Origin of the sequence: Nitrincola tibetensis, from assembly GCF_003284585.1 — a bacterium.
GTDB classification, from domain to species: domain Bacteria; phylum Pseudomonadota; class Gammaproteobacteria; order Pseudomonadales; family Balneatricaceae; genus Nitrincola; species Nitrincola tibetensis.
The window spans coordinates 188,094-212,802 of sequence record NZ_QKRX01000005.1 but is presented as its reverse complement, the minus strand read 5'-3'; the positions used below and the strand labels follow the sequence as shown (position 1 = coordinate 212,802).

The following is a 24,709-nucleotide window of genomic DNA, read 5'->3' as shown; positions in this document are numbered from 1 at the left end:
TAACTATTGACAGAACTGGGCTCGACTCAGAAAATACAAGACCATTCAATAAAAAAGGTCTGATCTCTTGGAAGACGCGTCGATAGGTTCTTTGCTGATTCTACTTTTATGTTTAATTTTTCTTTCAGCCTTTTTTTCTAGCTCCGAAACGTCGATGATGGCACTGAATCGTTATCGACTTAGGCACTTGGTCAAACAGAAGCACCGCGGTGCTTGCCAAGCCAGTCAGTTGCTAGAGCGTCCTGATCGATTGATTGGGGTTATTTTAATTGGTAACAATTTCGTTAACATCCTCGCCTCAGCCATTGCAACGATCATTGCGGTTCGTTTGTGGGGAGATGCAGGTATTGCGATCGCGACGGGTCTACTTACGCTGATCATCCTGATTTTTGCAGAAGTGACCCCAAAAACGATTGCAGCTATTCATCCAGAGCGCATCGCCTTCCCTGCCGCGTTTATACTCAGGCCACTGCTTAAAATCATGTACCCTGTGGTGTGGATCATCAACACCATCACCAACGGCCTCATGCGCATGCTTCGCATCAACATGAATGGCCAAGGCAGTGATCATTTAAGTACAGAAGAACTCAGAACCTTAGTAAATGAAGCGGGGGCTTTATTGCCCAAACGCAATCAATCAATGCTGTTAGGCGTACTGGAATTAGAAGCAGTAACTGTCAATGACATTATGATTCCGCGCAATGAGGTCGAGGGTATCGACCTCGATGAAAGCTTAGACACTATTCTAACTCAGCTGTCTAAGACTCAGCATACACGTTTACCTATCTTTCATGGCGATATTAATCAGGTTGTCGGCCTTTTACATATGCGCAACCTTGCCCAACTCATCCAAAAAGGCGAGGTTACGAAAGAAGCGATTCTGGCAGTAGCGCGTGATCCCTATTTCGTTCCTGAAAGCACCCCCTTACAAACGCAATTGCTTAACTTCCAAAAGGAAAGCCGTCGCATTGGTATCGTGGTTGATGAATATGGTGATGTCGAAGGGATCGTCACGCTTGAAGATATTCTTGAAGAAATTGTTGGTGAGCTCTCTGAGCAAAACAACGATTTGATTGAAGACATCCACCCGCAAGAAGATGGCAGCTTCTTTATTGATGGCGGTGCCTATGTTCGTGACATTAATCGCGCATTGGATTGGGACCTGCCTACCGATGGCCCCAAAACACTCAATGGCTTAATTACAGAGACGTTAGAGTCACTACCCGATGCAAATGTCTGCTTGGACATTAATGGCTATCGCGTTGAAACCTTACAAATACACGATAAATTTATTCAAACAGCACGTATGGCCAAAAAGAACTAAGCCTCTTTTTCGGCTAAAACTCTTTCTGGACGAATAGGAAACTCAGATGGTTTGTTAAAGCCCACGGTGAGAAGTTCATTGATCACATGGGCTGTTAACCCCCAGATCAGCTCCCCCTCATAGGGCCACGCCGGTACAAGCCATTCTTGACCATTACGTTCAAATCGATGCGTAATGGGCGCTGGACATTCTAGAAAATAACGAATCGGAACACGAAAAATTCGCGCGATTTCAGCCGGATTAGGAATTAACTCGGCTTGTGGTGGAATTAAAGCAACCCAGGGGGTGACTTGTAAACCATGCTTAGACACAACCTGACTCAACGTCATTTGCACCTTGACCTGATCTGGAATCAGTCCAATTTCTTCATGGGCCTCACGTAGCGCAGTGGTTTTTAAACAGCAATCAATGGCATCACGTTTTCCTCCTGGAAAACAGACTTCACCCTTATGCGTGTTTAAATGATGTGCCCTTACCGTCAAGATCAACTCAGGATTGTTCTCATCAAGCGTAAGGGGGACTAATATAGCCGCTTCCTCTCCTTGTGTACGAAGACGCCAAGGACGATGTGTGGATAATTGTTTTAATGCACCTGCAAGCATACCACCTCCTGAACTTAATTCATGATAACGCGTAAAAAGGGGGTCGACTAGTCTGTTCTCTCCTGTCTAAAATACGGTTGAACAAAAAAGGAAGATCCTATGAAATTTTGCTCTCAGTGCGGCGCAAACGTCTCACATAAAATACCCGCGGGCGATAACCGACATCGCTATGTTTGTGATAACTGCCATACAGTGCATTATGAAAACCCGCGCATCATTGCAGGCTGCCTTCCTGTCTACAAGAATCAGGTACTGCTGTGCAAGCGTGCAATCGAACCTCGCTATGGGCTATGGACGCTGCCTGCGGGCTTTATGGAAAATGGAGAATCAACTGAGCAAGCGGCTCTTAGGGAAACTTACGAAGAAGCGAATGCAAAGGTTCATATCGAAAAGCTCTACACACTAACCTCCATACTGCATGTGGATCAGGTGCAAATAATTTACCTAGCAACATTGCCGGAACCTCATTTCAGTATCAGTGAAGAATCGCTTGAAGTTAAGTTGTTTTCAGAAGATGAAATACCCTGGGACGAACTCGCATTCCCCACTATTACCAACGCGTTGCGCTTTTATTTTGAAGACAGGAAAGAAGGGGTGTTCCCAATGCGGCATTTACAGATGGGCCGTAACGCCTCGGGAGAATGGTACTGTGAACTTGGCAGCCATCAATAAATGCACAGCAGACTCATCAATTTAATTGAGAGTCTGCTGATACTAGCTTATCTGAGCGATAATACATCCTGCATATCATAAAGACCGGCAGACTTATCCTGTAACCAACCCGCTGCTCGAACCGCACCCTTTGCGAAGGTCATTCGACTTGAGGCTTTGTGTGTAATTTCGATGCGCTCGCCCTCTGTTGCAAACAGAACGGTGTGATCTCCGACGACATCTCCAGCACGAATGGTCTCAAAGCCTATTTCTTTTGCTGATCTTGGCCCTGTATACCCTTCTCTGCCATAGACTGCACAGGTTTTTAGATCACGACCTAGAGCGTCTGCAACGACCTCTCCCATTCTAATAGCCGTGCCTGAAGGCGCATCCACTTTATGTCGATGATGCGCTTCAATCACTTCAATATCATAACCACCGTCATCACCCAAGGCTTTTGCAGCAATTTCAAGGAGCTTGAAGCACAAATTCACACCCACGCTCATGTTCGGCGCAAATACAATCGCTATTTGCTCACCTGCACCTGCGAGGGTTTCTTTTTGTACGTCGGATAAGCCCGTCGTTCCAATCACTATTTGCTTTTTATGTTCTACACAAAAAGCCAAGTTTTGGAGCGTGACATCGGGGGCGGTAAAGTCAATTAGCACATCAAAATCCTTCACCACTTCAGCCAAGGACGACACGAGCGTGACGCCAAGCTTACCGACACCTGCCAATTCCCCAGCATCAGCACCCAATAGCGAGCTGCTTGGCTCAACAATAGCTGCAGACAGGGTGACTCCTTCTGCTTGTGTGACCGCTTCGATTAAGGTTTTACCCATGCGCCCAGCGGCACCGGTGACTGCTATTTTGATCATTATTTATCCTTACTGCCCCTAATGGCTCAGGTCATGTCTTCAAAAAATTTCTTAACCGAGTCAAAAAAACCGTGACGTTTAGGGCTGTGCTTATGCTGCCCCTCTTCGGTTGCATCCTGGAACTCACGTAACAACTCTTTCTGACGACTGTTCAGATTAACAGGTGTTTCAACAATCACCTTGACCATTAAATCACCGACGCCACCCCCACGAACAGGCGTTATGCCTTTGCCACGCAAACGGAATAACTTACCGCTTTGGGTCTCTGCAGGCACTTTAAGTTTGACACGGCCATCTAAAGTAGGCACATCAAGCTCGCCACCAAGCGCGGCATCCACGAAGCTGATCGGAACTTCACAGTATAAGTGCTTTCCATCACGCTGGAAGATTGGATGTTCACGCACATTAACCTGAACATAAAGATCGCCCGTTGGACCACCATTTGCGCCCGCTTCGCCTTCTCCGGCTAAGCGAATACGATCGCCTGTGTCCACACCAGCAGGAATTTTAACCTGAAGCGTTTTGACCTTTTCAACACGTCCATGTCCATGACACGCCGTGCAAGGATCTGGAATAATCTTGCCCGAACCATGACAGCTGGGACAGGTTTGCTGAACAGAGAAAAAGCCCTGCTGCATTCTAACTTGACCAACACCACCACAAGTTGAACAGGTTTTGGCACTGGTTCCGGGCTTTGCCCCACTGCCGTTGCAGACATCGCAACTGGCCAGAGATGGCACACGCAAGCTTTTCTCGCAACCACGCACGGCTTCTTCAAGCGTAAGGTCTAGGTTGTAACGCAGATCAGCACCGCGCTGCACACTGCTGCGACGCTGCCCTCCGCCGAAAATATCCCCAAAGACATCACCAAAGATATCTGAGAAGTTACCTTCAAAGCCACCGCCACCACCGCCAAAGCCGCCAGCCTGGCCATCAACACCGGCATGACCAAAGCGGTCATAGGCTGCTTTTTTCTGATTGTCAGACAATACTTCATAAGCTTCACTCAGCTCTTTGAATTTATCTTCTGACTCTTTATCTCCAGGATTACGATCCGGATGATATTTCATTGCAAGGCGGCGATACGCTTTTTTAATATCGCGGTCTGAGGCATCACGAGAGACACCCAGTAGTTCGTAGTAGTCTGTTTTTGACATAGTCCGAATCTGATCCGGTTATCTATGACTCCTCCGGGAGCCGGACACGACAACGCGGGCCTTTGCCCGCGCTGCCACACTATTTTACTTTACAGCAGCGGATGCTTATTTTTTATCATCCTTAACTTCTTCAAACTCTGCATCAACAACATCATCGGCTGGCTTTTGCTCAGCGGTGGTATCCGCTGAACCTTCAGCTGCTGCCGCATCTGCATACATTTTCTGAGCCACTGCCGAAATCGCTTCTGTCAGTGCTTCAGTTTTGCTTTCAATCTCAGCTTTGTCATCGCCTTTCAGGACGTCTTCTAGTGCTGAAATAGCGCTTTCAATATTGGTTTTCTCTTCAGCAGATACTTTATCACCTGCATCTTTCAGAGTCTTCTTAGCCGTGTGAACCATGGCATCGCCTTGGTTACGTGCTTGCGACAACTCTTCAAATTTACGGTCTTCTTCAGCATGCGCCTCAGCATCACGTACCATTTGTTCAACTTCTTCATCACTCAAACCTGAAGAGGCTTTGATCACGATTGATTGTTGCTTGCCAGTCGCTTTGTCCTTAGCGGACACGTTCAAGATACCGTTAGCGTCTATATCAAACGTCACTTCGATTTGCGGTACGCCACGTGGAGCCGGTGGAATATCAGCCAAATCAAAACGTCCCAGTGATTTATTTTGTGAAGCCTGCTTACGCTCACCTTGAACAACGTGAATGGTCACAGCTGTTTGCTTATCATCCGCTGTTGAGAACACCTGCGATTTTTTGGTTGGGATCGTGGTGTTTTTCTCAATCAATGGCGTGGCAACACCACCCATGGTTTCAATACCTAAGCTTAGAGGCGTTACGTCAAGCAGCAGAACATCTTTAACATCACCGGACAGAACCGCGCCTTGAATGGCTGCACCGATGGCAACGGCTTCATCTGGGTTAACGTCTTTGCGTGGCTCTTTACCAAAGAACTCGCTAACACGCTTTTGAACCAGTGGCATACGTGTCTGGCCGCCAACTAAAATCACTTCGTTGATTTCAGACGCAGATAAACCTGCATCTTTCATCGCAATACGGCAAGGCTCTAATGAACGCTCAACAAGATCTTCAACCAGCGATTCCAATTTAGCACGTGTCAATTTAACGTTTAAGTGTTTTGGACCACTTGCATCAGCCGTAATATACGGCAAGTTAACGTCGGTTTGCTGTGACGATGACAACTCAACTTTCGCTTTCTCAGCGGCTTCTTTCAAACGCTGCAGAGCTAAAGGATCGTGATGCAGATCGATGCCAGATTCTTTTTTGAATTGATCAGCCAAGTAGTTGATGATAGCCAAATCGAAGTCTTCACCACCTAAGAACGTATCACCGTTAGTAGCCAATACTTCGAATTGATGTTCGCCATCAACGTCTGCAATTTCAATGATGGATACGTCGAAGGTACCACCACCCAAGTCAAATACAGCGATAGTTTTATCGCCTTTAGACTGATCCATACCGTAAGCCAAGGCTGCAGCGGTTGGCTCGTTGATGATACGCTTAACTTCTAGACCTGCAATTCGACCCGCATCTTTTGTCGCCTGACGCTGAGAGTCATTGAAGTACGCAGGTACTGTAATAACCGCTTCTGTTACGGCTTCACCTAAGAAGTCTTCAGCGGTTTTTTTCATTTTCTTTAGGATCTCTGCAGAGACCTGTGGTGGCGCCATTTTTTTGTCGCGCACTTGTACCCAAGCATCGCCATTGTCAGCTTTGACAATTTTGTAAGGCACCATTTTGATGTCTTTCTGTACGACATCGTCTTCAAAACGACGACCAATGAGTCGTTTGATCGCAAATAGCGTGTTATCTGGGTTGGTAACCGCCTGACGTTTGGCCGACTGCCCAACAAGCGTCTCGCCATCGTTAGTAAAGGCGATAATCGACGGTGTGGTACGATCCCCTTCTGCGTTTTCGATTACGCGTGTTTTGTCGCCATCAAGAATTGCAACGCATGAGTTGGTTGTACCTAAATCAATACCGATAATTCTGCCCATTTTATGCTCCGTCTGTTTCATAACCGCCATGCGGTTTAAATTCTGTAATCGTTATAAAAACGTATTTTTTCGATGAATTGTATATGGGGTTTAATCAAGGCATTTCAAGCCTAAAAATTAACCTTTTGCGACAACGACCATGGCAGGGCGCACTAAGCGGCCATTCAACGTATAGCCCTTCTGCATCACGGAAACAACCGTGTTGGCCGCCATATTCGGAACATCAACCATCGAAATAGCCTGATGCAACTCCGGATCAAAAGGTTGCTCGATCGGATTAACAGGTTCCAGATTGAACTTGGCAACACTATTTAAGAAAAGGGACAGGGTCATTTCCACCCCTTGGCGCAATGAGACCGTCGCTTCATCTTCAGCTTGGCAGGCATCAATCGCTCTCTCCAAACTGTCAACCACTGGCAACAATTCTTGAGCAAACTTATCCAGTGCAAATTTATGTGCTTTCTCAACATCCTGCTCTGCACGACGGCGAATATTTTGAACTTCAGCCGCTGTTCTTAATTTTTGCTCACTCAACTCATGGCTCAATTCATCAATACGCGCTTGTGCCAACACAAGCAACTCAGCTGGCTCTGCTCCTTGTTGCGCAGATGCTTCGCTGATTTCTTCAGCAAGATCGGCCTCGTTTACAGAAGACTCAACCTGATCGACTAGGCTCTCATCACGTGACTCTGCATGCTGCTGTTCAGACTGCTTCTGTTGCTCAGTCGCCATCTTACTTCTCCCATTAACTAATCAAAATGCCAGCGAAAAACTTAATACTCTAAATGGGGGCATCAGCTTCATCTTCAAGGGCCAAGAAAAGTTTTTTTCTCCCAAGGCTTGCGAGTTTTTTCAAAATGGCTTATACATTAACTACTGTATAAATAACCATGTGTTGATCATTATGCTGACTCAATTATCAATCCGAAATTTTGCCATTGTTGAACGCCTTGACTTAGATCTAAATGCTGGGATGACTGTAATCAGCGGGGAAACTGGCGCAGGCAAATCCATTATGCTAGACGCATTGGGCTTAACCCTAGGTGATCGCGCCGACTCAGACACAGTCAGAGTCGGCGCCGAGCGGGCTGAAATTGCTGCCAGCTATGACATCACCCTCATTCCCGAAGCTCTCAATTGGCTTAAAGAACATGATCTCGAGCAGGATTCAGAATGCCTGGTCAGACGCATTATCACGAGCGAAGGCCGCAGCCGTAGCTATATTAATGGCCAACCGACTCCCTTAGCCATGCTGAAGGAGCTTGGGCAACTCTTGGTTGATATTCATGGTCAACACGAGCATCAACGCTTACTCAAAAAAGATCACCACCGTGTATTATTGGATGCCTATGCCAACCACACATCACTGGCTGACGAGGTTAAACGTCACTTTTCACGCTGGCATCACTTACAAAATGAGTTAAACGTTGCGACAGAGCAAAGCAGCGAGAAAAATGCTCGGATTCAACTCCTAAGTTATCAACTGGAAGAGCTAGAACAACTTGGCCTAACCGAAACCGAACTATCGGCTCTAGAAGAAGAACAACAAACGCTGGAAAATGCGGGTGACATTCTTCGCTCTGGCCATCAATTACTAGCATTAACAAGCGACAGCGAAGACGAAAATGCGATCGCAATCCTGAACCACTGCTTACAATTGCTTGATAATATTCAAAGCCAGTCACCGCGTTTGCAGCAAGCCAATGAGCTTCTCAATAGCGCGTTAATTCAAATTGATGAAGCCGGGCACGAGATTCGACATTATGTCGACTGCGTCGAAATCAATCCCGAACGCTTGCAAGAAGTGACCGAGCGCTTGACCAGCATCTATGATGTTGCTCGCAAACATCGGGTATTGCCAGAGCAACTTCCCGCTTTACATCAACAGTTGCAAGACGAAATGAGCAACATCAGCCGCTCAGACGAAGCAATTGCCGAGCTCAAAACAGAGGTTGATCAAGCCTTAACCTCTTACCTTAAGCTTGCGGAAAGCCTAAGTAAAAAGAGACAGCAGTTTTCAGAAAAACTCAGTAAGGCAGTAGATAGCCAACTGCATAACCTTGGTATGCTAGCGGCCCATTTTACTGTTCAACTCACGCCAAATTCTCAAAAAACCTACAATGCAGCAGGTCTGGAAGAGGTTGAGTTCTTAATTAGCACCAATAAAGGCCAAAAAGCCAAGCCGCTCGCCAAGGTTGCATCAGGAGGTGAGTTGTCTCGTATCAGTCTCGCCATTCAGGTTGTCACTGCTGAAACATCCAACACACCAACACTGGTCTTCGATGAAGTTGATGTAGGGATTGGCGGAGCTATAGCAGAGGTCGTGGGGCGAATGCTGAGAAAACTTGGTGACCGCACACAGGTTTTATGCGTAACACACCAGCCTCAGGTTGCTTCACAGGGACACCAGCATTTGTTTGTCAGCAAAACAAGCCAAAAAAATCAAACGCAAACACGAATTGATCTTCTAAATGATGACAGAAGAGTGCATGAAGTGGCGCGAATGCTCGGGGGGATAGAGCTCACTGACACATCCTTTGAACACGCGAGAGAAATGCTTAGAGTGCATTAATTTCTTCACATGAAGAAATACAAGCCAATATTAAGAATTTCTAAGCTTTATAAGTAACAGCATAAAAAATAAAGCGAGTAAGTGTTCTTACCCGCTTTTGCCAATTCTTTAGGCTTTATCGTCTTCAAACTGACCGTAGAGATACAAGGTTCTATCTGAGATGTTAAAGCCATTCGTCTTAGCGATCTCATCTAAGAGTTCATTCAATCTTGGGTCTGTGAACTCACAAACTCGTCCGGTTTTAATGCAAACCATATGATCATGATCATCATCGCGAGCCAATTCAAAGACGGAATGACCGCCCTCAAAGTGATGACGACACACTAAACCTGCTGATTCGAATTGAGTTAACACACGATAAACGGTTGCCAGCCCAACATCTTCACCTTGCTCCATCAGCATCTTGTAGATATCTTCTGCACTAAAGTGCTCACTTTCACCTGCTTTTTCTAGAAGCTGGTAGATTTTTACCCTAGGTAAGGTGACTTTAAGACCCGCTTTACGGAGTTCTTGATTTTCGAGTGCCATAATCTGTCTCTATTCACTATGCGGTTTGGGTTATGCGGTGGTAGACTTCATTATCAATGTTTAGACAGCAAAGTGGAAGTTATTTACAAATGCGCAAAGTTTTAACTGTCCTGTTAACCACCTTATTAATTTCCGGATGTTTTCCAGGGGTATATAAAATTGATATCCCTCAAGGAAATATAGTCACACAAGAGATGGTTGACCAGCTCCGACCCGGAATGACTTACAACCAAGTTAGGTTTGTATTAGGTACCCCCCTTGTCACGGATACATTCAACGACGAGCGCTGGGATTACATCTACAGCCTTAAAAAAGGCGGCAAAACAACGTCAAAAGAACGAGTAACCCTGTTCTTTGAAGACGGCCGCTTATCTGGCATCACAGGGGATTATAAACCATCTTCTGTTCCAGCTCAGTAAGTTAAGCCTTTTGTGAACGCCAACCAAGACTAGCTGTTTTGGTTGGCTTTTTCTTCTTTTGCCTTCTCAGCGGCCTTGCGTGCTCGTATCTCTTTTGGATCTGCAATTAAGGGACGATATATTTCAATACGATCCCCTTCACGTACAAGAGTGTTTTTAACATCTTTAACTGATTTACTAAAAATTCCCATTGGAGCCGTTTCGACATCGATTTCCGGAAAAGCCTCAACAATTTTCGATTGAATCACTGCTTCAAATATCGTTGTATTTTCGTTTACATTCACTGAAATGATTTTTTGCTCATTTGGCATAGCATACGCCACTTCAACCTTAATCATGCTTGCTATCTCCTAAAAACCTGACCCGTACAAATCATCAGCTCTCTGTACAAACACATCTACCATCGTGGTTGCCACTGAATTAAACACCTTGCCCATGGCAAAGCTAGCCAACTTACCTGAAAAATCGAACTTCATCGAAAACTCAACTTTACAGGCCTCATCACTCAATGGCGTCAATATCCATACTGCGCTAAAAGTCGAGAAAGGTCCTTCGATCAAGGCCATATCCATATAGACAGGACGCTTTTTATTGTTTCGAGTAGTGAAATGATAGTTGAGGCCAGCCTTAGATACGTAAAGAGTGGCCTCAATTGAGTCCTCTGTATCATGCTTAACTTCAACTTTGGAGCACCAAGGCACAAAATCAGGATAGCGAGCTACATCATTAATAAGGTCGAACATTTGCTCAGCTGTATGCAGTACAAGTGCTGTTTTATGGACTTCTGTCATCCGCTTTAGATCCGCTGGCTAAACTACAAAGTGACATTATACAGATTCATTACAAAGATGACGCCTATTGAAATCGGGACTATAAAACGAATGCACCCCTGCCAGATCTCAAAAGCGCCATTTGAAGGCAAATTTAATTCTTTTTTTGCCACTGATTCAGACATAAACCACCCTGAAAAGATCGCCAACAGCATTCCTCCAATAGGTAAAAGTATATTAGTGGTAACAAAGTTTAATAGATCAAACAGGTTCAATGAAAACACTGTCCAGTGTGACAAAGCACCAAACGAATAGAGTGTCGCCACACCCAACACCCAAGCAGCGAACCCCATTAACACTGCGGCTTGATAGCGCTTTACACGAAACTTTTCGATCATCCATGCCGTAATGGGTTCCATCAGCGAAATGGCTGAAGACCAGGCGGTCAGCGCAACCATTAGAAAGAACATAAAACCGATCACTTGCCCTCCAGGCATTTGTGCAAACACAACTGGCAGGGTAACAAACAATAAACTTGGACCACTTGCTGGTGCCATTTGATACGCAAACACGATGGGGAAAATGGCTAATCCAACCAAAATAGCAATCAACGTATCCAACGCCCCTATCATTATCACTGAGCGCCCTATTGACTCTTTCTCCGACAAATACGCGCCATACGCCATTACCGTCCCCATGCCCAATGACAGCGTAAAAAAAGCATGCCCCATTGCAACAAGCAACACCTCCGCCGTTACATAGTACCAATCAAAATGAAACAGAAAGGAGATGGCATGGGGCATGTAGCCTGTACTTGTTGCATAGACGACCAACATTATCAACAGCATAATCAGGATTGGCATCATGTATCGAATGGCTCTATCAAGTCCACGTCGAACACCGAAGCTCAAAACCCACACAACCAAGCACACAAAAAATGTATGACCAACGAGCAAAATCTCAGTGTTCAACAGTAGCTCGCCAAAATATCGCGTCGCTTGATCAACCCCGACATCCGCAATACGACCTGTCAAAAGGGCCAATAAATAATGCAAAATCCATGCAGCAACAACGGAGTAAAAAGAGAATATTAAGAATCCAGTAAACATCCCCATAGCACCTAGATAGCGCCAACGCGGGTTTTTATTGGAAACAAATGCTGCTGCTTTCAATGAGTTGACAGGACTTAAACGTCCGTGACGCCCGATGATGACTTCAGCCATCATAAGAGGCAAGCCAATGAGACAAACACAAATGATGTAAATCAATAAGAAGGTTCCACCTCCATTTTCACCGGCCATGTAGGGGAATTTCCAGATATTTCCTAATCCAACCGATGACCCAGTGACTGCCAGTATGAACACCCAGCGATGAGACCAGCTCCCATGTATTGAACTAAATGAGGGCATAACGTTATATCTGCCTTTTGAGTGGACGTTCTTATTGAGTGGTTGAATTGTTATATTTTCTTTTAAAGATAACAACATCTTCAGGACACAAACTGCTTTTAAACCTTCTAGAGCCTCTATATAATGCGCGCATGTCAAAAAAGAAAGCAAAACCTACCAGCTCAACCATTTGCCAAAACCGAAAGGCACGCCATGAATTCAGCATTGAACAAAAGTTCGAAGCAGGCCTCGTGCTGACTGGATGGGAAGTAAAAAGCCTAAGAGATGGGCGCGCGCAACTGGTCGATTCATATGTTGTCCTCAAAAATAGTGAGGCTTGGCTTGTTGGTGCTCACTTCACACCTCTTCTTTCAGCCTGTACTCACGTTTTAGCAGAGCCAAAACGTGAGAGAAAACTGCTGCTAAACAGACGCGAAATCGATAGGCTTATCGGGGCGACACAAGCAAAAGGCTATACCTGTGTAGCACTTGCTTTGTATTGGAAAAACGGCCGAGTAAAGTGCGAAATTGCTTTGGTTAAAGGCAAAAAGCTTCACGATAAACGCGCTGCTGAAAAAGACAAAGACTGGGATCGTCAAAAACAGCGTGTAATGGCAGCTCAATAAGCATTTTAAGCTTTACCTAAATTCCCAGGAACGATAGTCTTACATCAATAATTACGAAAGGTGTAAGACAATGCTACGAAACCTGTCCATATCAATTCGCCTTCTGCTACTTACTTTGCTTCCAATTTTAGCAGTCACCAGCATCATATTAATCGCTATCTCTGATATGCGCTCACTGATCAAAAGCACTGAATCGATTTATTCAGAGGCCGTCGTCCCATCGCGAGATCTTAAGCTTGTCTCTGATGCGTTAACAGTCGAGACTGTTAACCTCTTTCAAAGCTTTCATCAAGAAACACTCACGTACAACCAGCTTATGTCGGATTTAAATAAAGCACAATCCACTTACCAACAATACTGGGCAAGCTACTTAGAAAGCATTGGTAGCTCCGAAGAGGAGCTGGCACTCGCGAACGACGTCACAAAACTAATTGAGCGTAGCCAGTCTTTAATCTCAGATTTTACGAACCAAGCCGAATCAGGCGCATTGGTGTTAATGGACTTCAACTCTTTCAACTTTAGGTTAAATGCTACGTTTGGTCCGTTAAGGACTGGGCTTGATAATTTGGTTGAATATCAACTTAATGAAGCATCGGCTCTAAAAGACCAATCTGTTGAACAATTTTCAAAAAATTTGATCCTGTTTATATCAATTGGCACAGCAGTCATCATTCTCTTATTGGTTTTTGGATGGCGCATTTCATCATCGATTAAAAAACCAATTGCATCTTTATCTAACAGCATGTCACGTATTAGCGCAGAGTCAGATTTAAGAATACGAGCCGATGTCGCTGGCAAAGATGAGATCGCTCTCCTAAGCAAATCATTCAATGGCATGATGAATCATTTTCAAAGCCTAATTGAAAACTTAGTCCGTGCGACTCACCAACTCGCAGCCTCCGCAGAGGAAATGAGCGCCATCAGCCAGCAGGTTAGCGGTACAGCTCAGGAGCAAGAGCAACAAACTACGATGATCGCCACCGCAATCAATCAAATGACAGCCGCTATCTCCGAAGTTGCAAGCAATGCACAGAATGCCTCTTACTCTGCCGAGCAAGCCAATGAACTCGCCAAAAAAGGGCAAGATCGCTCTCGTCGTACAGTTTCGGCAATAGAGTCCCTTGCACAAAGCATTGAGCAATCCGCTGTACAAATATCTGCGCTTGACGAGCAAACTCAACGAATCACCGAAGTATTAGACGTGATTGAAGGGATTGCCGAACAAACGAACCTCTTGGCTCTGAATGCTGCAATTGAAGCAGCACGAGCTGGAGACGCGGGCCGCGGCTTCTCCGTAGTCGCGGATGAGGTTAGAAGCCTAGCTGCCAATACTCAGCAATCGACTGAACGTATCCAGAAAACCATTAATACGCTGCAAAAAGTTGCCAGAGAAGCGGTTGAGGACATGAGAAAATCAACCCAACAGGCACAAGCTGGCGTCCTTGATGCGCGTGAAAATGGGGAGTCTTTCGAGCATGTGGGGGCAGCTATCGGCACCATTGCCGATATGAACGTACAAATTTCCAGTGCGACAGAAGAGCAAACAGCTGTTGCAAATGAAATTAATGAAAATGTCACCATGGTTGCAAGAAGCGTATCTGAGGTGGTCAGTGGCGCTGAGCAAAGCGCCATGGCCAGCCAACAATTGGCTGAGTTGGCCCAGCAACTACAAAGTGAAGCAGAGAAATTCAAAGTATAGATCGAAAAAATATTGGACGGAGCTGAAGAGAAGGTTGGCGTTATCCTATAGATTCGTCTATACTTCTGCTCTTATCTGGGGGTGACATGGCTTCGACGCTGGTTACGAACCCTTGGGTGCATGTCGAGAACGTGATGATTCTCGTAAATCCCTCATCACATTGTTATAGTTGCAAACGACGATAACTACGCTCTAGCCGCTTAAGTCGGCTAGCGCCGCACTCTAAGGTGTCTGTAACTCAGAGGTTCGCGGTGTCATATGAGACAGAATCGCCCGGATGCTTTGCTCTAAGCTGAACGGTTAAAACTAAAAGAGCTCGCCCATAACACCCTGGCTCTCGGGTCGTGACGGGTTAATTAAATAGAGAAGCCTAAGCATGTAGATCTTAAGGCAGAGGATTGGCGGACGCGGGTTCGAAACCCGCCACCTCCACCAGACACCCTTCTCAACACTTCCCATACCTTCCCACACCCCTTGTAAACAAAGGCCTTCCAGCCTATTTTGAACTCCATAGAATCCCAACGTGTGTCACCAATTTCAAGGCATAATGGGGGTATTATTGGGGGCATATTACTATTTAAAAATTCTTATACCCCTAAATCGATGCCCTCAATCGAATTAGCAGAGGGTACAATGCCACTTTCAGACCGTCAGGTCAGCCTTTCAAAGAAAAATAAAATCGTCCAATCTACATGTTTGAGCGTCAGGATTACTCGATTGAAGTTCGAGCCTAGTTCACCAATGCCGTGAACAGGAATAATTGCTGCAGGAGAGATCACTAGAGCCATAATTGCTAAAAGCAAGATACCGCCACCTATGCCAATACTCGCTGTAATTGTAGACGTGATCGCAGCAGATAAAATTTGAAATTTAATAAATCCAAAATTGCAGTTATGCACGTAATGTTCATTGACTCAGATGCATCCTGATCACCAACAGCAATATTTTAAACGCTGCAACTCGATCAATTTGGAGACACCAATGAGAAAAATGAAGACTCTTGCAATTGCCATCGCCAGTTCACTCGCTTTAACAGGTATGGCCTTTGCGCATAACCATGGCGGCAACAAAGAATCCAGTGGTAATGGTTATAGCCAAGAAGAAAAAGTTGGCACCATCACCGAGATAGCTGTTAGCAATGGCAGTTTTGAAACACTCGTGGCCGCACTTAGCGCAGCTGAACTGGTTGAAGTATTAAGTGGAGAAGGGCCTTTCACCGTTTTTGCGCCAACTGACGATGCTTTTGCTGCTTTGCCAGCAGGCACTGTTGAAAGCCTCCTTGAACCCGAAAACCGCGATCAGCTGACGGCTATTTTGACGTACCATGTTGTCCCTGGCTTGGTGATGAGCGGTGATATTGCAGGTCAACAGCTGTCTGCCGAAACCGTACAAGGCAGCAGCTTAAATGTTAATGCAACGGGTGACAGCGTCATGATTAACAACGCGACGGTTGTTATGGCTGACGTTAAGGCATCAAATGGAGTGATCCACGTCATCGACACTGTACTGATTCCTGAATAATTACACGATAATGAGCCCTCTCTTAGAACATATCTATAGGAGGGCTTTTCCAAGATTAAATACCAAACCTTTCCCGATATTGGCTAGGTGTTAGCCCTGTTTGTTTATGAAACATCTTACGAAAAGCGCTCACATCTTCGTATCCCACTTCCCACGCAACACGCTCGACCGTTACTCGACTGTTCTCAAGCGCCTCGCGAGCTTTAAGCAACCGCTGTTGCTGCAGATACTCAGTGGGACGAAAACCCGTTGCTCGGTGAAAGCGTCGCATAAACGTGCGCTCCGTCAGGCCAGCTAGCTCCGCCATTTCTCGGGTAGATTGTTTGTGTCGATACTCTTTATGTAGATGATGCTGCACTCTCAGAACCGACGCATCTCCGTGCGACATCAATGGCATGAATGAACGGTAATAGCTTTGCTGACGCGCCCCAGTATCCACCACCAGAAAGCGTCCCAATGCTTGGACGACTGAAGGAGGAACATAACGCCCAATTAAATGCAGTGCAAGATCGATCCAAGCCATCACTCCACCCGCGGTCACCAGATCCGAGTCTGACAAGAGCAGTGCATTGGTATCAAGATCAATCTCGGGATAGTGATAACGAAAAACGCTTTCCAATTGCCAATGTGTTGTCGCTTTACGCCCATCCAACAGCCCCGCTTGTGCCAACAGGAAAGAGCCCGCGCAGGCGGAACAGATCATAGCCCCCTGTCGATGCCAGTCTTGCAGAAAAGAGCAAACCAACGGTTGAGGTTCAAGGTAGGCCTGCCCTTCCAGTATCGGTGGCACAATGACTAACGACGGCGAAGACTCCATCTCATCCAAGGGTAACAATTGCCCCTGCTCAAGTTTCCAACGGACAACCTTAAACTGAAGATCAGGCGCCTGCTGCAATTGAGCCAACATGCGGTTAGCCGACATGAATAGGTCGATCAAACCGTGGACTGCGGAAAGTGCAGTACCCGGCACCATGAGTATAGCGACAAGTATAGTCTTAGACATGTCAGTTTTAGCCTTGTTAATGTCAGTTTTGCCACCCGAACAGGGTAACAGGAAAGGCTATGATGAGCGACAACCCTTTAACAGGAGAAAAGCATGAGTAAAACAGCACTGATCATCGTCGATATGCAGAACGATTATTTTCCCGGTGGCAAGTGGATTCTGGAGGGCGTAGAAGCAGCGGCCATCAATGCCGCTCGAGTATTGGCTGACTTTCGCGAGCGTGGACTGCCAGTCATCCATGTGCGTCATGAATTCCCATCCAGCGATGCACCCTTTTTTGTGCCTGGCAGCGAAGGAGCTAACATCCATCAAAGCCTGCAACCTGCGGATGGTGAGTTCCAAATTTTGAAAAATGAGGTCAACAGTTTCAAGGGCACTGAACTACAAGCGCTACTTCAGCGCGAGGACATTACTCGCCTAGTGATCACGGGTGCCATGAGCCATATCTGCATTGATGCCATCACCCGCGCCGCTTCCGATTTAGGTTACAGCAACACACTTGTACACGATGCCTGCGCTACACTCAGTGTTGAGTTCAATGGTGTGCATGTTCCAGCGCCTCAAGTGCATGCTGCCTTTATGGCTGCACTGGCCTTCGCCTATGCTGAGGTCGTTAGCACCGACACATTCTTGTCGGCTCAGTAATCATCTTCGTGCATCGCTCGCTCCTGCTCTGGGGGCGAGCAACCCGATACTCAAAACTCAGCAAGATCTATCGGAGAACTCTACAGTTCAAGATCTACATCAAATTAGATTTTTTATTCAAAGTGAAACTGATTGGGGCTTTCAGAAGAGAATTCGACAATCTGATTATCAAGCACTTCGAGAACATCAGCCCAGGTCTGAACTTTTGGATTCCGTAACAAATCCGCTCTATAACTCTCTGATGCAATAAACGCCACCTCCGATGGAAGTTGCTGAGGTAACATCTTGCCATCGATCGGATACGTTAGAGTAGATGCTGTTGGTGGTTGTGCACTCGCAATGAGTTCAGCAGCGTGGCACATCGTCGCAACCATCCTGAAGTACGCATATCCATACTCAAGTACCGTTGATAGCCCGTCATACTGCCGCGATAAATATTCATTGCAAGAAGATATAGAAACAACTTCATCAGGGTTATGTTCAGTAACGATATCGTATGCTGTATTCCACTGCTCAAAAAGCATTGAGTGAACTTCTTTTTGATTTTCCACCTTTCTGGGTGTTGCCAAATAGTTGGGAAGCATAAAGCCTTCATACCACTGCACAACTGGCTCAAAATTGGTATTTTCTATCTCCCTTACTTCTGCAGCACAGCCATTTAGGCTTAGAGTACCCGCAGTTAGGATAATAGCGGCGATATATCTCATGATACTGATTGAATTTGAGCAGATAACATATGAGTTACACCCTATCCTTGTCCATGTAATGTCTATTTAAAATCACCTATTACTCCGATGGTGATTGGTAGAGTTCACTAAGCCAATTTAAATAGTTAGATGAAGTACCACCAGCAATTATACTAAGACGTTTATTTTTATCTTGCAAGAGCCAAGTCATGATCTAAATTTATATTGACTCGATACAAGCAAATGAATCCAAACTGGTTTTGGTGAGGACTTATTTTAAACAGAACCCAAATGAGGGATTGTGCGTCTAGGTTGTACAGATAAGCATGATTAATTTAAAACACCCTACTGTTAGACGCCATCATGCCCAATATGGATGGCTTTGAAGTCTGTCGAATTATGAAAGAGTTCAAATTGTAAGAGGGCGATTGATTATACCCTATCACTCGATCGACGTCTCAATGCACCAAAAACAAGCAAATATTATGAGTAAAGTGCTAATGAAGGATTTGATTGATAAATCTTTCCACACCTGAATACACACATTGGACGCGATTTTAATAATTTGTCATCAATTTGCACTAGTCTTAGTAGATTCAAGTCGGCTGGCACACAAACTGCAAATACTTCAAACAATTAACACAGCTTTAAATCCGATTAAACACGGAGAGGGAAACAATGGAAAGTCTATCGAGTCGCAGCCACCCATTACGAGATGTCCTAGATAAAGAGCTTCAACAACGGACTTTCCCGCCCATCAACACTCCCTGCAGCCTCTGCCACTTTACCTTAACAGTCGATCCCTCCTCCCGCACGTTGGAGTTACAGTTAATGCAACAACTCTCAACACAACTGGGCCAAGTCCTTGCTGACACAGCGCAAGATATAACCCTGCCACTCTATGGCCAATGGCTGCGCTGGGAGCGTCACGGTGAGTTTTCTAGCTATACCTTTATTCGTACTGGAGCGAATCAACCCTGGTTTGATGATCCATTAGACTTCTTACCTGCACGAGATTGGTTTAACGATATTCCCGGTCAAATCTTTCGGATCATACAGTTAACAGTCCTCCCCGAAGAACAAAGTCTGCCTGATGCAGAAATCGCCATGTTATTTAATCCCGAGAACTGTATTAGCAGTCATTTGGCCGCGGGCAAAGCACGAATCTGGACCGACTTTCAGAAACACGCTGAGGGCGCAGGCCGTATGCTGCTCATCAATAAGGGGTTATCTGCCTCAGCACTGGGACGCTTAGCCCAGCAATTGTTTGATTTAGGAAACTACCGAAAACTGTCGTTACTGGGCTGGCCTGTGTCACGACAAAGCTTACTGAAGCTCAACCAGTTAGAGCAAGATCTCGCAATATTAACGCAACGGATTGAACAAGAACCACACAATGATGAACAATTACTCAATGAGATTATCCAACTGGCGGCCGCGACTGAACGGTTAATTGCTGAAAACAACTCGCGCTTGCAAGCAACGGCGGCCTATTACCAACTCACGCTGGACCGCTTAAAGGCGCTGGAGGAACAGGCGATTGATGATCAACTCTCTCTGCAGGACTTCACTGCACGACGCCTCACGCCCGCTTTTCGTACCAGTGAATCCGTTCAATTGCGGCAAAATAGCTTATCGGGGCGACTGGGTCGCTCCACCGAATTGCTTCGGACTCGCATCAACCTAAAGCTGGAGCAACAGAACCAACAACTACTGCTCTCAATGGAGCAAAAGGCCAAGTTACAATTGAAAATGCAACAAATGGTGGAAGGCCTTTCATTAGTCGCCATTAGTTATTATGCAATACAAGTGGGCCATAAAATGTTAGATGCCCTAGCCTATTGGTTTCCACAGATTAATTTGGCATTTTGGCAAGCCATCAGCGTGCCTGTGTTAGTGTCGGGTGTGGTTGTCTTATTAAGCTGGCTGAGTCGACGGGTCAAAGGTCATCACAGTAAATGAGTCTCAGCCTTTTGTAATCAGGTCAGGCGGATAGACTCTTGGTATTGTGTTGAACTCACTCTGTAGATTACTCTTGGTCTAATCGATCTCATTAAAATCAGGTGTCCTGTTGGCCCGAACTATCAAATGGTTATTCGTCTTAATCCCAATCATGCTAATCGCATGGTTAGGTTTTCAACAACCCACACATGAGGGCAACTGGCATCCTCTGCAAACGCGCTTGCCAAGTGTTGAGTTGCACGACACCCGCTATGCTATCAGCAATATTCGTGATTTTCGCTATGATGCAAGCGGAGCCCCAGTCGATACCGCTTACGTAAATGGAAGCTACGATCTTAAGCACCTTCAACGCGTTTGGCTTGGGCTCTCGCATTTTGCAGAATATGGCATGGCACACGCCTTTCTTAGCTTCGAGTTTTGGAACCCTGAAGCGGACACTGAGCCGCAGTTTTTAGTGGTTTCAATCGAGGCCAGGTTACGCCCAGACCAAGGCTATAGCCCACTGAAAGGTCTATTCCAACAGTATCATCGCATGGTTGTGCTCGGGACAGAAGAAGATGTCATAGGCCTTCGCAGCCATGTTCGTCAAGAGCAGGTTTATCTTTACGAACTGACCCTACCTAAAGAGCAGCAGCACTATTTGTTTCATGGCATTATGATGGAGGTACTCGACTTAGAAACCCGCCCTGCATTTTACAACACGGTGATGCATAACTGTGTCACACGTCTTTTACAACATGATCCTGATTATCGTGTATGGCGGCACCTGCTTGATTATCGTATCCTCCTCCCAGGCTACGGAGATGCCTTCGCACAAGAAAAGGGCTGGATACGCCAAGACAAATCACTTGAGGATATGCGGACCTCAGGTAAAGTCAGCTCTGACGTTCCCCCCAGCATTGATTTATTTTCGTTTATGATTCGGTAGTGTATTCATCTTGGCTAATAGCATTTAAGCCAAGATGAACGAGGTCACACCGCTTCACTTGCCCCTCTAGCACGACGCACTTTATTTCCGTCCAAACACCAACCTTCGGCTTCTAATAGAGTTTTTTGCCGATCAAAACTAGATGAATCTTGAGGAAAGGACAGTCGTCCTTGAGCGTTGATCACTCGGTGCCAAGGCAATTGCGAGTCTTCCGGTAATTGCTTTAAAACCGTGCCCACATAACGTGCATAACCTGGGTAGCCACAGAGTTTTGCAATCTGACCATAGCTCATCACCTCCCCCTCAGGTATAGAATACACCACCTGCCAAATCATGTGTTTTAAGGTCTCTGACGACATGACAACCTCTTTCTTTCGCCTAACGAAGACGCTCATTCGAACAATAGGGTTTTCAATTGCGCGAGTGCTTGTAGGCGCTGTTCATTCCAAGGATGGGCAAAACTTAATCGTAAACAATTTGTATAACGTCCCGATATAGAAAATAACGGTCCAGGTGTGATCACGATTCCCTGACGCAAAGCATCCGAATAGGCATTAAGGGTATTCACTGTTTCTGGTAACTCTAACCAGATTGATAATCCGCCTAAGGGACGGCTTAAGGTCATCGGCTGAATAGGCCAATCGTTTAAAGAGGTTATTAATTGATCTCGCCGTCCTTGCAAGACTTGACGCTGTCGTCGAAGGTGAGCGGCAAACCCGCCCTCTGCCATGAAATGTGCGATACCTTGTTGCAAAAAACGACTGTTGGCCAACTGTGTCACAACCTTGAGCTGTTGTATTTGTTGATGCCAACGCCCTCCGCAGACCCAGCCTACTCGTAAATCACGCGATAAACTTTTTGAAAAAGAGCTGCATAAAATCACACGCTCTGTCGTATCTAAGGCTTTTAAGGGGGCTGGAATCTCACCCAGTGCCGTGTCGGAGTAGATATCATCTTCAATGACAACAACATCATGACTCTCTGCTAAGTCTAACAGTCGACGTTGTCTATCGATGGGCATCAGCGCACCACTGGGTGTCGAAAAGGATGGAGAGACAACACAGGCTCGGATTGGCCAGCGTTGTAACATCGTCTCTAACACCTCCATATCCATACCATGACTTGCGGAACTTGGCACTTCTATAACTTGCAACCCTAACGACTCTAGCAATTGCAAAACACCATAAAAGCCAGGAGACTCAACTGCCACAATATCGCCACGCTGACAACTGGCCATCAAGGCTAAAAATAAACCATGCTGAGTCCCAGAGGTGATACAGAGTTGATCACATCCCACCTGCCAACCCCGCCTTGCTTGATGAATCGACAATTGAGATCGCAACGACGCATCACCCGCTGGCGAGTCATAATATTGGCTCTCCTGAGTCTTTTGCTGGCGCAGCGCACGCGCGATTGAGCGATTCAAGGTGCGAATTCCCGGCGACTCCTCCAGCGTTAAGCTGGAAGGCAATAGATCAAATGCCGCACTGCGCTGCATAATATCGAGAAAGAGATCGCTCAGAGTTGCCAAACGTGGTGCGTCAATTGTGTTATTAGACTGAACAGCCTTGGGAGGGTTGACTTGATAGGTGACAAAATACCCGGACTTAGGTCGCGCCTCTATCCACCCTTGCGCTTCTAAATGGGTCAGCGCATGCAACACGGTGGCTTTAGACACCTGATGAAGTTGGCATAAACGACGAATAGAGGGCAGCTTTTCTCCCAAGCGCCAGCGCTTCTGTTCAATCCCTTCAAACAACCAAGCCTCGACTTGTTGATAACGATACCGCAAAGGAGAACGTGACACGGACAAGCCCCTCATCTGTACCTATAAATATTAATTTATTTATACCTGATATGAACAGATAGGCAAGTGTATTCTGCATCCAATTAAACTGTTCGGATGCGCCGTCATGGATAAAATCAACCATGTTCAAGTCAATACACCCAGCTATGCACAGGACGGTAAGTTTCATGTGCGCTTAACGCAAGGGTATTTTCAGAATTTGCGGCGCATGACCAGCTGGCCATTAATTGTGCTGTTTTTTTTAGTCGTCTGGTTAGAGTGGGAAGGCACGCCATTGCTACTCTTTTCGTTTGAGCAGCGCCAGATACTTTTTTTTGGCATTCAACTATCTTGGCATGACTTGCCTTTATTAGCGGGGGTCATGATTGCGGGTGCCAGTTTACTTTTCTTCGCCGCCGTCGCATGGGGACGAGTTTGGTGTGGATTTGCCTGCCCACAAAGCATCTGGACCTGGATTTTTATTCGGATCGAAGATTGGATAGAAGGATCCGCTCAGCAGCGCTCACGCCGCGAGAAACGAGTGTTAACACCTAAAGACATCTTCAGGCGTGTCGCTAAGCATCTGCTATGGATAGGTGTCGCTAGCCTAACCGCTATCACCTTCACAGGTTACTTTATTCCTATTCGTGATTTAGTCAGCCTAGAGGTGTTTCAATCGTCAACCACCTTAGGCTGGTTGGTCATCATGGCAACCTTAACCTATTTGAATGCAGGCTTAGTCCGTGAAAAAATTTGTTTGCATGCCTGCCCTTACTCACGTTTTCAGGCAGTAATGTTTGATCAACACACGCGAACTGTCACCTATGATGTCGAACGAGGGGAACCTAGAGGCAAACGCCGTCAAGCTGAAGCGCTAAAACAACCCATTGGTGACTGTGTTGACTGTGGGATCTGTGTGCAGGTTTGTCCAACAGGTATTGATATTCGTGAAGGGTTACAAGCAGCCTGCATCGATTGTGCAGCTTGCGTTGACGCCTGTGATACCGTCATGCAAACCTTGGATCGCCCTAAAGGACTTATTCGTTTTGCATCAGAGGCCCAACTGCAAAAACAACCGTCACCTATGATTCGACTTAGGTTACTGGGTTATGGCTGTGTTATGTTGATTGCAATGGGTGCGGTTCTGTTTGGGTTTGCTGCAAAAGAAAGCCTACGTGTCGATATTGCCCGTGATCGAGGCCCCTTATTCATGCAGCTGGATGAGCACACCTTCTGTAATCTTTACAATGTAAAGGTTGAGCGTTTTCATCCCGATTTGCGCAACGTCAGTATTCGCCTGACAGAGCCCAACGTATTTGAGCTTTTTGGCCCCACAAAATTGGACTTAACAGACCAAAATGCACAGTGGGTCGCCTATCGAGTGTGTTCTAATCAAATCAGCTCACCACGATCTGAAGTCGGCTTTCTGGTTGAAGGACATGGAATGAGTCGGCAATTAAATACGTCCTTTTTCACTCGTTCCCTTGATTTTCAAAATAATTAAGCAACACTTGAAAGGAACTGTACACCTGCGACCACAAC

The 24,709-nt window shown here is 46.0% G+C and carries 25 protein-coding genes and 1 other RNA gene; 12 read left to right on the top strand and 14 right to left on the bottom strand.

Annotation, left to right across the window (positions count from 1 at the left end; translation table 11 throughout):
• Positions 1-67 precede the first annotated feature (67 nt).
• A complete protein-coding gene (locus DN062_RS08970; protein WP_112158989.1) occupies positions 68-1,324 on the top strand; it encodes an HlyC/CorC family transporter in 1,257 nt (418 codons plus the stop codon).
• Here the strand turns inward: DN062_RS08970 and DN062_RS08965 are convergent.
• A complete protein-coding gene (locus DN062_RS08965; RefSeq protein ID WP_112158988.1) occupies positions 1,321-1,926 on the bottom strand; it encodes a CoA pyrophosphatase in 606 nt (201 codons plus the stop codon). The genes DN062_RS08970 and DN062_RS08965 overlap by 4 nt on opposite strands.
• A 99-nt stretch (positions 1,927-2,025) precedes the next feature.
• Here DN062_RS08965 and DN062_RS08960 point away from each other — a divergent pair, with 99 nt between their 5' ends.
• Positions 2,026-2,598 carry an NUDIX hydrolase gene (locus tag DN062_RS08960; protein ID WP_112158987.1) on the top strand — a complete coding sequence of 191 codons (573 nt, stop codon included), beginning with the start codon at positions 2,026-2,028 and terminating at the stop codon, positions 2,596-2,598.
• Positions 2,599-2,645: 47 nt separating this feature from the next.
• Here the strand turns inward: DN062_RS08960 and dapB are convergent, their stop codons facing one another.
• The 4 genes from dapB to grpE all read right to left on the bottom strand — a co-directional run bounded on the left by dapB (position 2,646) and on the right by grpE (position 7,366).
• Positions 2,646-3,455, bottom strand: a complete 810-nt coding sequence (dapB, locus tag DN062_RS08955) for a 4-hydroxy-tetrahydrodipicolinate reductase (RefSeq protein ID WP_205126695.1) — start codon at positions 3,453-3,455, stop codon at positions 2,646-2,648.
• Positions 3,456-3,481: 26 nt separating this feature from the next.
• Positions 3,482-4,612, bottom strand: a complete 1,131-nt coding sequence (gene dnaJ, locus DN062_RS08950; RefSeq protein ID WP_112158986.1) for a molecular chaperone DnaJ — start codon at positions 4,610-4,612, stop codon at positions 3,482-3,484.
• Positions 4,613-4,717: 105 nt separating this feature from the next.
• Entirely contained in the window at positions 4,718-6,655 is a 1,938-nt protein-coding gene (gene dnaK / locus DN062_RS08945) for a molecular chaperone DnaK (RefSeq protein ID WP_112159042.1), read from the bottom strand.
• Positions 6,656-6,751: 96 nt separating this feature from the next.
• Positions 6,752-7,366: a nucleotide exchange factor GrpE gene (gene grpE / locus DN062_RS08940; protein ID WP_112158985.1), complete on the bottom strand. Its 615-nt coding sequence runs from the start codon at positions 7,364-7,366 to the stop codon at positions 6,752-6,754.
• A 172-nt stretch (positions 7,367-7,538) separates the two neighbouring features.
• On the opposite strand from grpE, the gene recN reads away from it, so the two are divergent.
• Complete coding sequence (gene recN / locus DN062_RS08935; protein ID WP_112158984.1) at positions 7,539-9,206, top strand: DNA repair protein RecN; 1,668 nt, start codon at positions 7,539-7,541, stop codon at positions 9,204-9,206.
• A gap of 108 nt (positions 9,207-9,314) precedes the next feature.
• On the opposite strand, the gene fur is transcribed toward recN, so the two are convergent.
• Positions 9,315-9,734 (bottom strand): ferric iron uptake transcriptional regulator, encoded by a 420-nt coding sequence (gene fur / locus DN062_RS08930; RefSeq protein ID WP_112158983.1) that lies wholly within the window; start codon positions 9,732-9,734, stop codon positions 9,315-9,317.
• Between the two features lie 89 nt (positions 9,735-9,823).
• Between fur and DN062_RS08925 the strand changes: the two genes are divergently transcribed.
• Positions 9,824-10,153 (top strand): outer membrane protein assembly factor BamE, encoded by a 330-nt coding sequence (locus tag DN062_RS08925; RefSeq protein WP_112158982.1) that lies wholly within the window; start codon positions 9,824-9,826, stop codon positions 10,151-10,153.
• Positions 10,154-10,182: 29 nt separating this feature from the next.
• On the opposite strand, the gene DN062_RS08920 is transcribed toward DN062_RS08925, so the two are convergent.
• The 3 genes from DN062_RS08920 to DN062_RS08910 are packed head-to-tail and all read right to left on the bottom strand — an operon-like array spanning position 10,183 to position 12,332.
• Entirely contained in the window at positions 10,183-10,491 is a 309-nt protein-coding gene (locus tag DN062_RS08920) for an RnfH family protein (protein WP_112158981.1), read from the bottom strand.
• Positions 10,492-10,503: 12 nt separating this feature from the next.
• Positions 10,504-10,944, bottom strand: coding sequence for a type II toxin-antitoxin system RatA family toxin (locus DN062_RS08915; RefSeq protein ID WP_112158980.1), 441 nt, complete (start codon positions 10,942-10,944; stop codon positions 10,504-10,506).
• 23 nt (positions 10,945-10,967) lie between these two features.
• Positions 10,968-12,332 (bottom strand): sodium-dependent transporter, encoded by a 1,365-nt coding sequence (locus tag DN062_RS08910; protein ID WP_112159041.1) that lies wholly within the window; start codon positions 12,330-12,332, stop codon positions 10,968-10,970.
• Positions 12,333-12,463: 131 nt separating this feature from the next.
• Between DN062_RS08910 and smpB the strand changes: the two genes are divergently transcribed.
• The 3 genes from smpB (at position 12,464) to ssrA (ending at position 15,071) form a co-directional block, all read left to right on the top strand.
• Entirely contained in the window at positions 12,464-12,937 is a 474-nt protein-coding gene (gene smpB / locus DN062_RS08905) for an SsrA-binding protein SmpB (RefSeq protein ID WP_112158979.1), read from the top strand.
• 70 nt (positions 12,938-13,007) lie between these two features.
• Positions 13,008-14,636: a methyl-accepting chemotaxis protein gene (locus DN062_RS08900; protein WP_112158978.1), complete on the top strand. Its 1,629-nt coding sequence runs from the start codon at positions 13,008-13,010 to the stop codon at positions 14,634-14,636.
• Between the two features lie 77 nt (positions 14,637-14,713).
• Positions 14,714-15,071, top strand: a transfer-messenger RNA (tmRNA) gene (ssrA, locus tag DN062_RS08895).
• 215 nt (positions 15,072-15,286) lie between these two features.
• Here the strand turns inward: ssrA and DN062_RS08890 are convergent.
• Positions 15,287-15,535 (bottom strand): hypothetical protein, encoded by a 249-nt coding sequence (locus DN062_RS08890; RefSeq protein ID WP_112158977.1) that lies wholly within the window; start codon positions 15,533-15,535, stop codon positions 15,287-15,289.
• An 82-nt stretch (positions 15,536-15,617) separates the two neighbouring features.
• On the opposite strand from DN062_RS08890, the gene DN062_RS08885 reads away from it, so the two are divergent.
• A complete protein-coding gene (locus tag DN062_RS08885) occupies positions 15,618-16,157 on the top strand; it encodes a fasciclin domain-containing protein (protein ID WP_112158976.1) in 540 nt (179 codons plus the stop codon).
• Positions 16,158-16,212: 55 nt separating this feature from the next.
• Here DN062_RS08885 and DN062_RS08880 read toward each other — a convergent pair whose 3' ends face one another.
• Positions 16,213-17,160, bottom strand: coding sequence for a GlxA family transcriptional regulator (locus DN062_RS08880; RefSeq protein WP_112158975.1), 948 nt, complete (start codon positions 17,158-17,160; stop codon positions 16,213-16,215).
• Between the two features lie 93 nt (positions 17,161-17,253).
• Between DN062_RS08880 and DN062_RS08875 the strand changes: the two genes are divergently transcribed.
• Positions 17,254-17,805, top strand: coding sequence for a cysteine hydrolase family protein (locus DN062_RS08875; RefSeq protein ID WP_112158974.1), 552 nt, complete (start codon positions 17,254-17,256; stop codon positions 17,803-17,805).
• Between the two features lie 113 nt (positions 17,806-17,918).
• Here DN062_RS08875 and DN062_RS08870 read toward each other — a convergent pair whose 3' ends face one another.
• Positions 17,919-18,512 carry a hypothetical protein gene (locus DN062_RS08870; RefSeq protein WP_133256756.1) on the bottom strand — a complete coding sequence of 198 codons (594 nt, stop codon included), beginning with the start codon at positions 18,510-18,512 and terminating at the stop codon, positions 17,919-17,921.
• Between the two features lie 657 nt (positions 18,513-19,169).
• On the opposite strand from DN062_RS08870, the gene DN062_RS08865 reads away from it, so the two are divergent.
• Both DN062_RS08865 and DN062_RS08860 read left to right on the top strand, forming a co-directional pair.
• The gene (locus DN062_RS08865) at positions 19,170-20,453 is read left to right on the top strand and encodes a DUF3422 domain-containing protein (RefSeq protein ID WP_112158972.1); all 1,284 of its coding nucleotides are present in this window, start codon (positions 19,170-19,172) and stop codon (positions 20,451-20,453) included.
• 109 nt (positions 20,454-20,562) lie between these two features.
• Positions 20,563-21,381, top strand: a complete 819-nt coding sequence (locus tag DN062_RS08860) for a lipoprotein N-acyltransferase Lnb domain-containing protein (protein ID WP_112158971.1) — start codon at positions 20,563-20,565, stop codon at positions 21,379-21,381.
• A gap of 44 nt (positions 21,382-21,425) precedes the next feature.
• Here DN062_RS08860 and DN062_RS08855 read toward each other — a convergent pair whose 3' ends face one another.
• Together DN062_RS08855 and DN062_RS08850 are read right to left on the bottom strand one after the other, a co-directional pair.
• Positions 21,426-21,740, bottom strand: coding sequence for an MGMT family protein (locus DN062_RS08855; RefSeq protein WP_239995746.1), 315 nt, complete (start codon positions 21,738-21,740; stop codon positions 21,426-21,428).
• A 32-nt stretch (positions 21,741-21,772) separates the two neighbouring features.
• Positions 21,773-23,188, bottom strand: a complete 1,416-nt coding sequence (locus DN062_RS08850) for an aminotransferase-like domain-containing protein (protein ID WP_239995745.1) — start codon at positions 23,186-23,188, stop codon at positions 21,773-21,775.
• A gap of 106 nt (positions 23,189-23,294) precedes the next feature.
• On the opposite strand from DN062_RS08850, the gene ccoG reads away from it, so the two are divergent.
• On the top strand, positions 23,295-24,671 hold the full coding sequence (gene ccoG, locus DN062_RS08845; RefSeq protein ID WP_112158969.1) for a cytochrome c oxidase accessory protein CcoG: 1,377 nt from the start codon (positions 23,295-23,297) through the stop codon (positions 24,669-24,671).
• Positions 24,672-24,709: the final 38 nt, after the last annotated feature.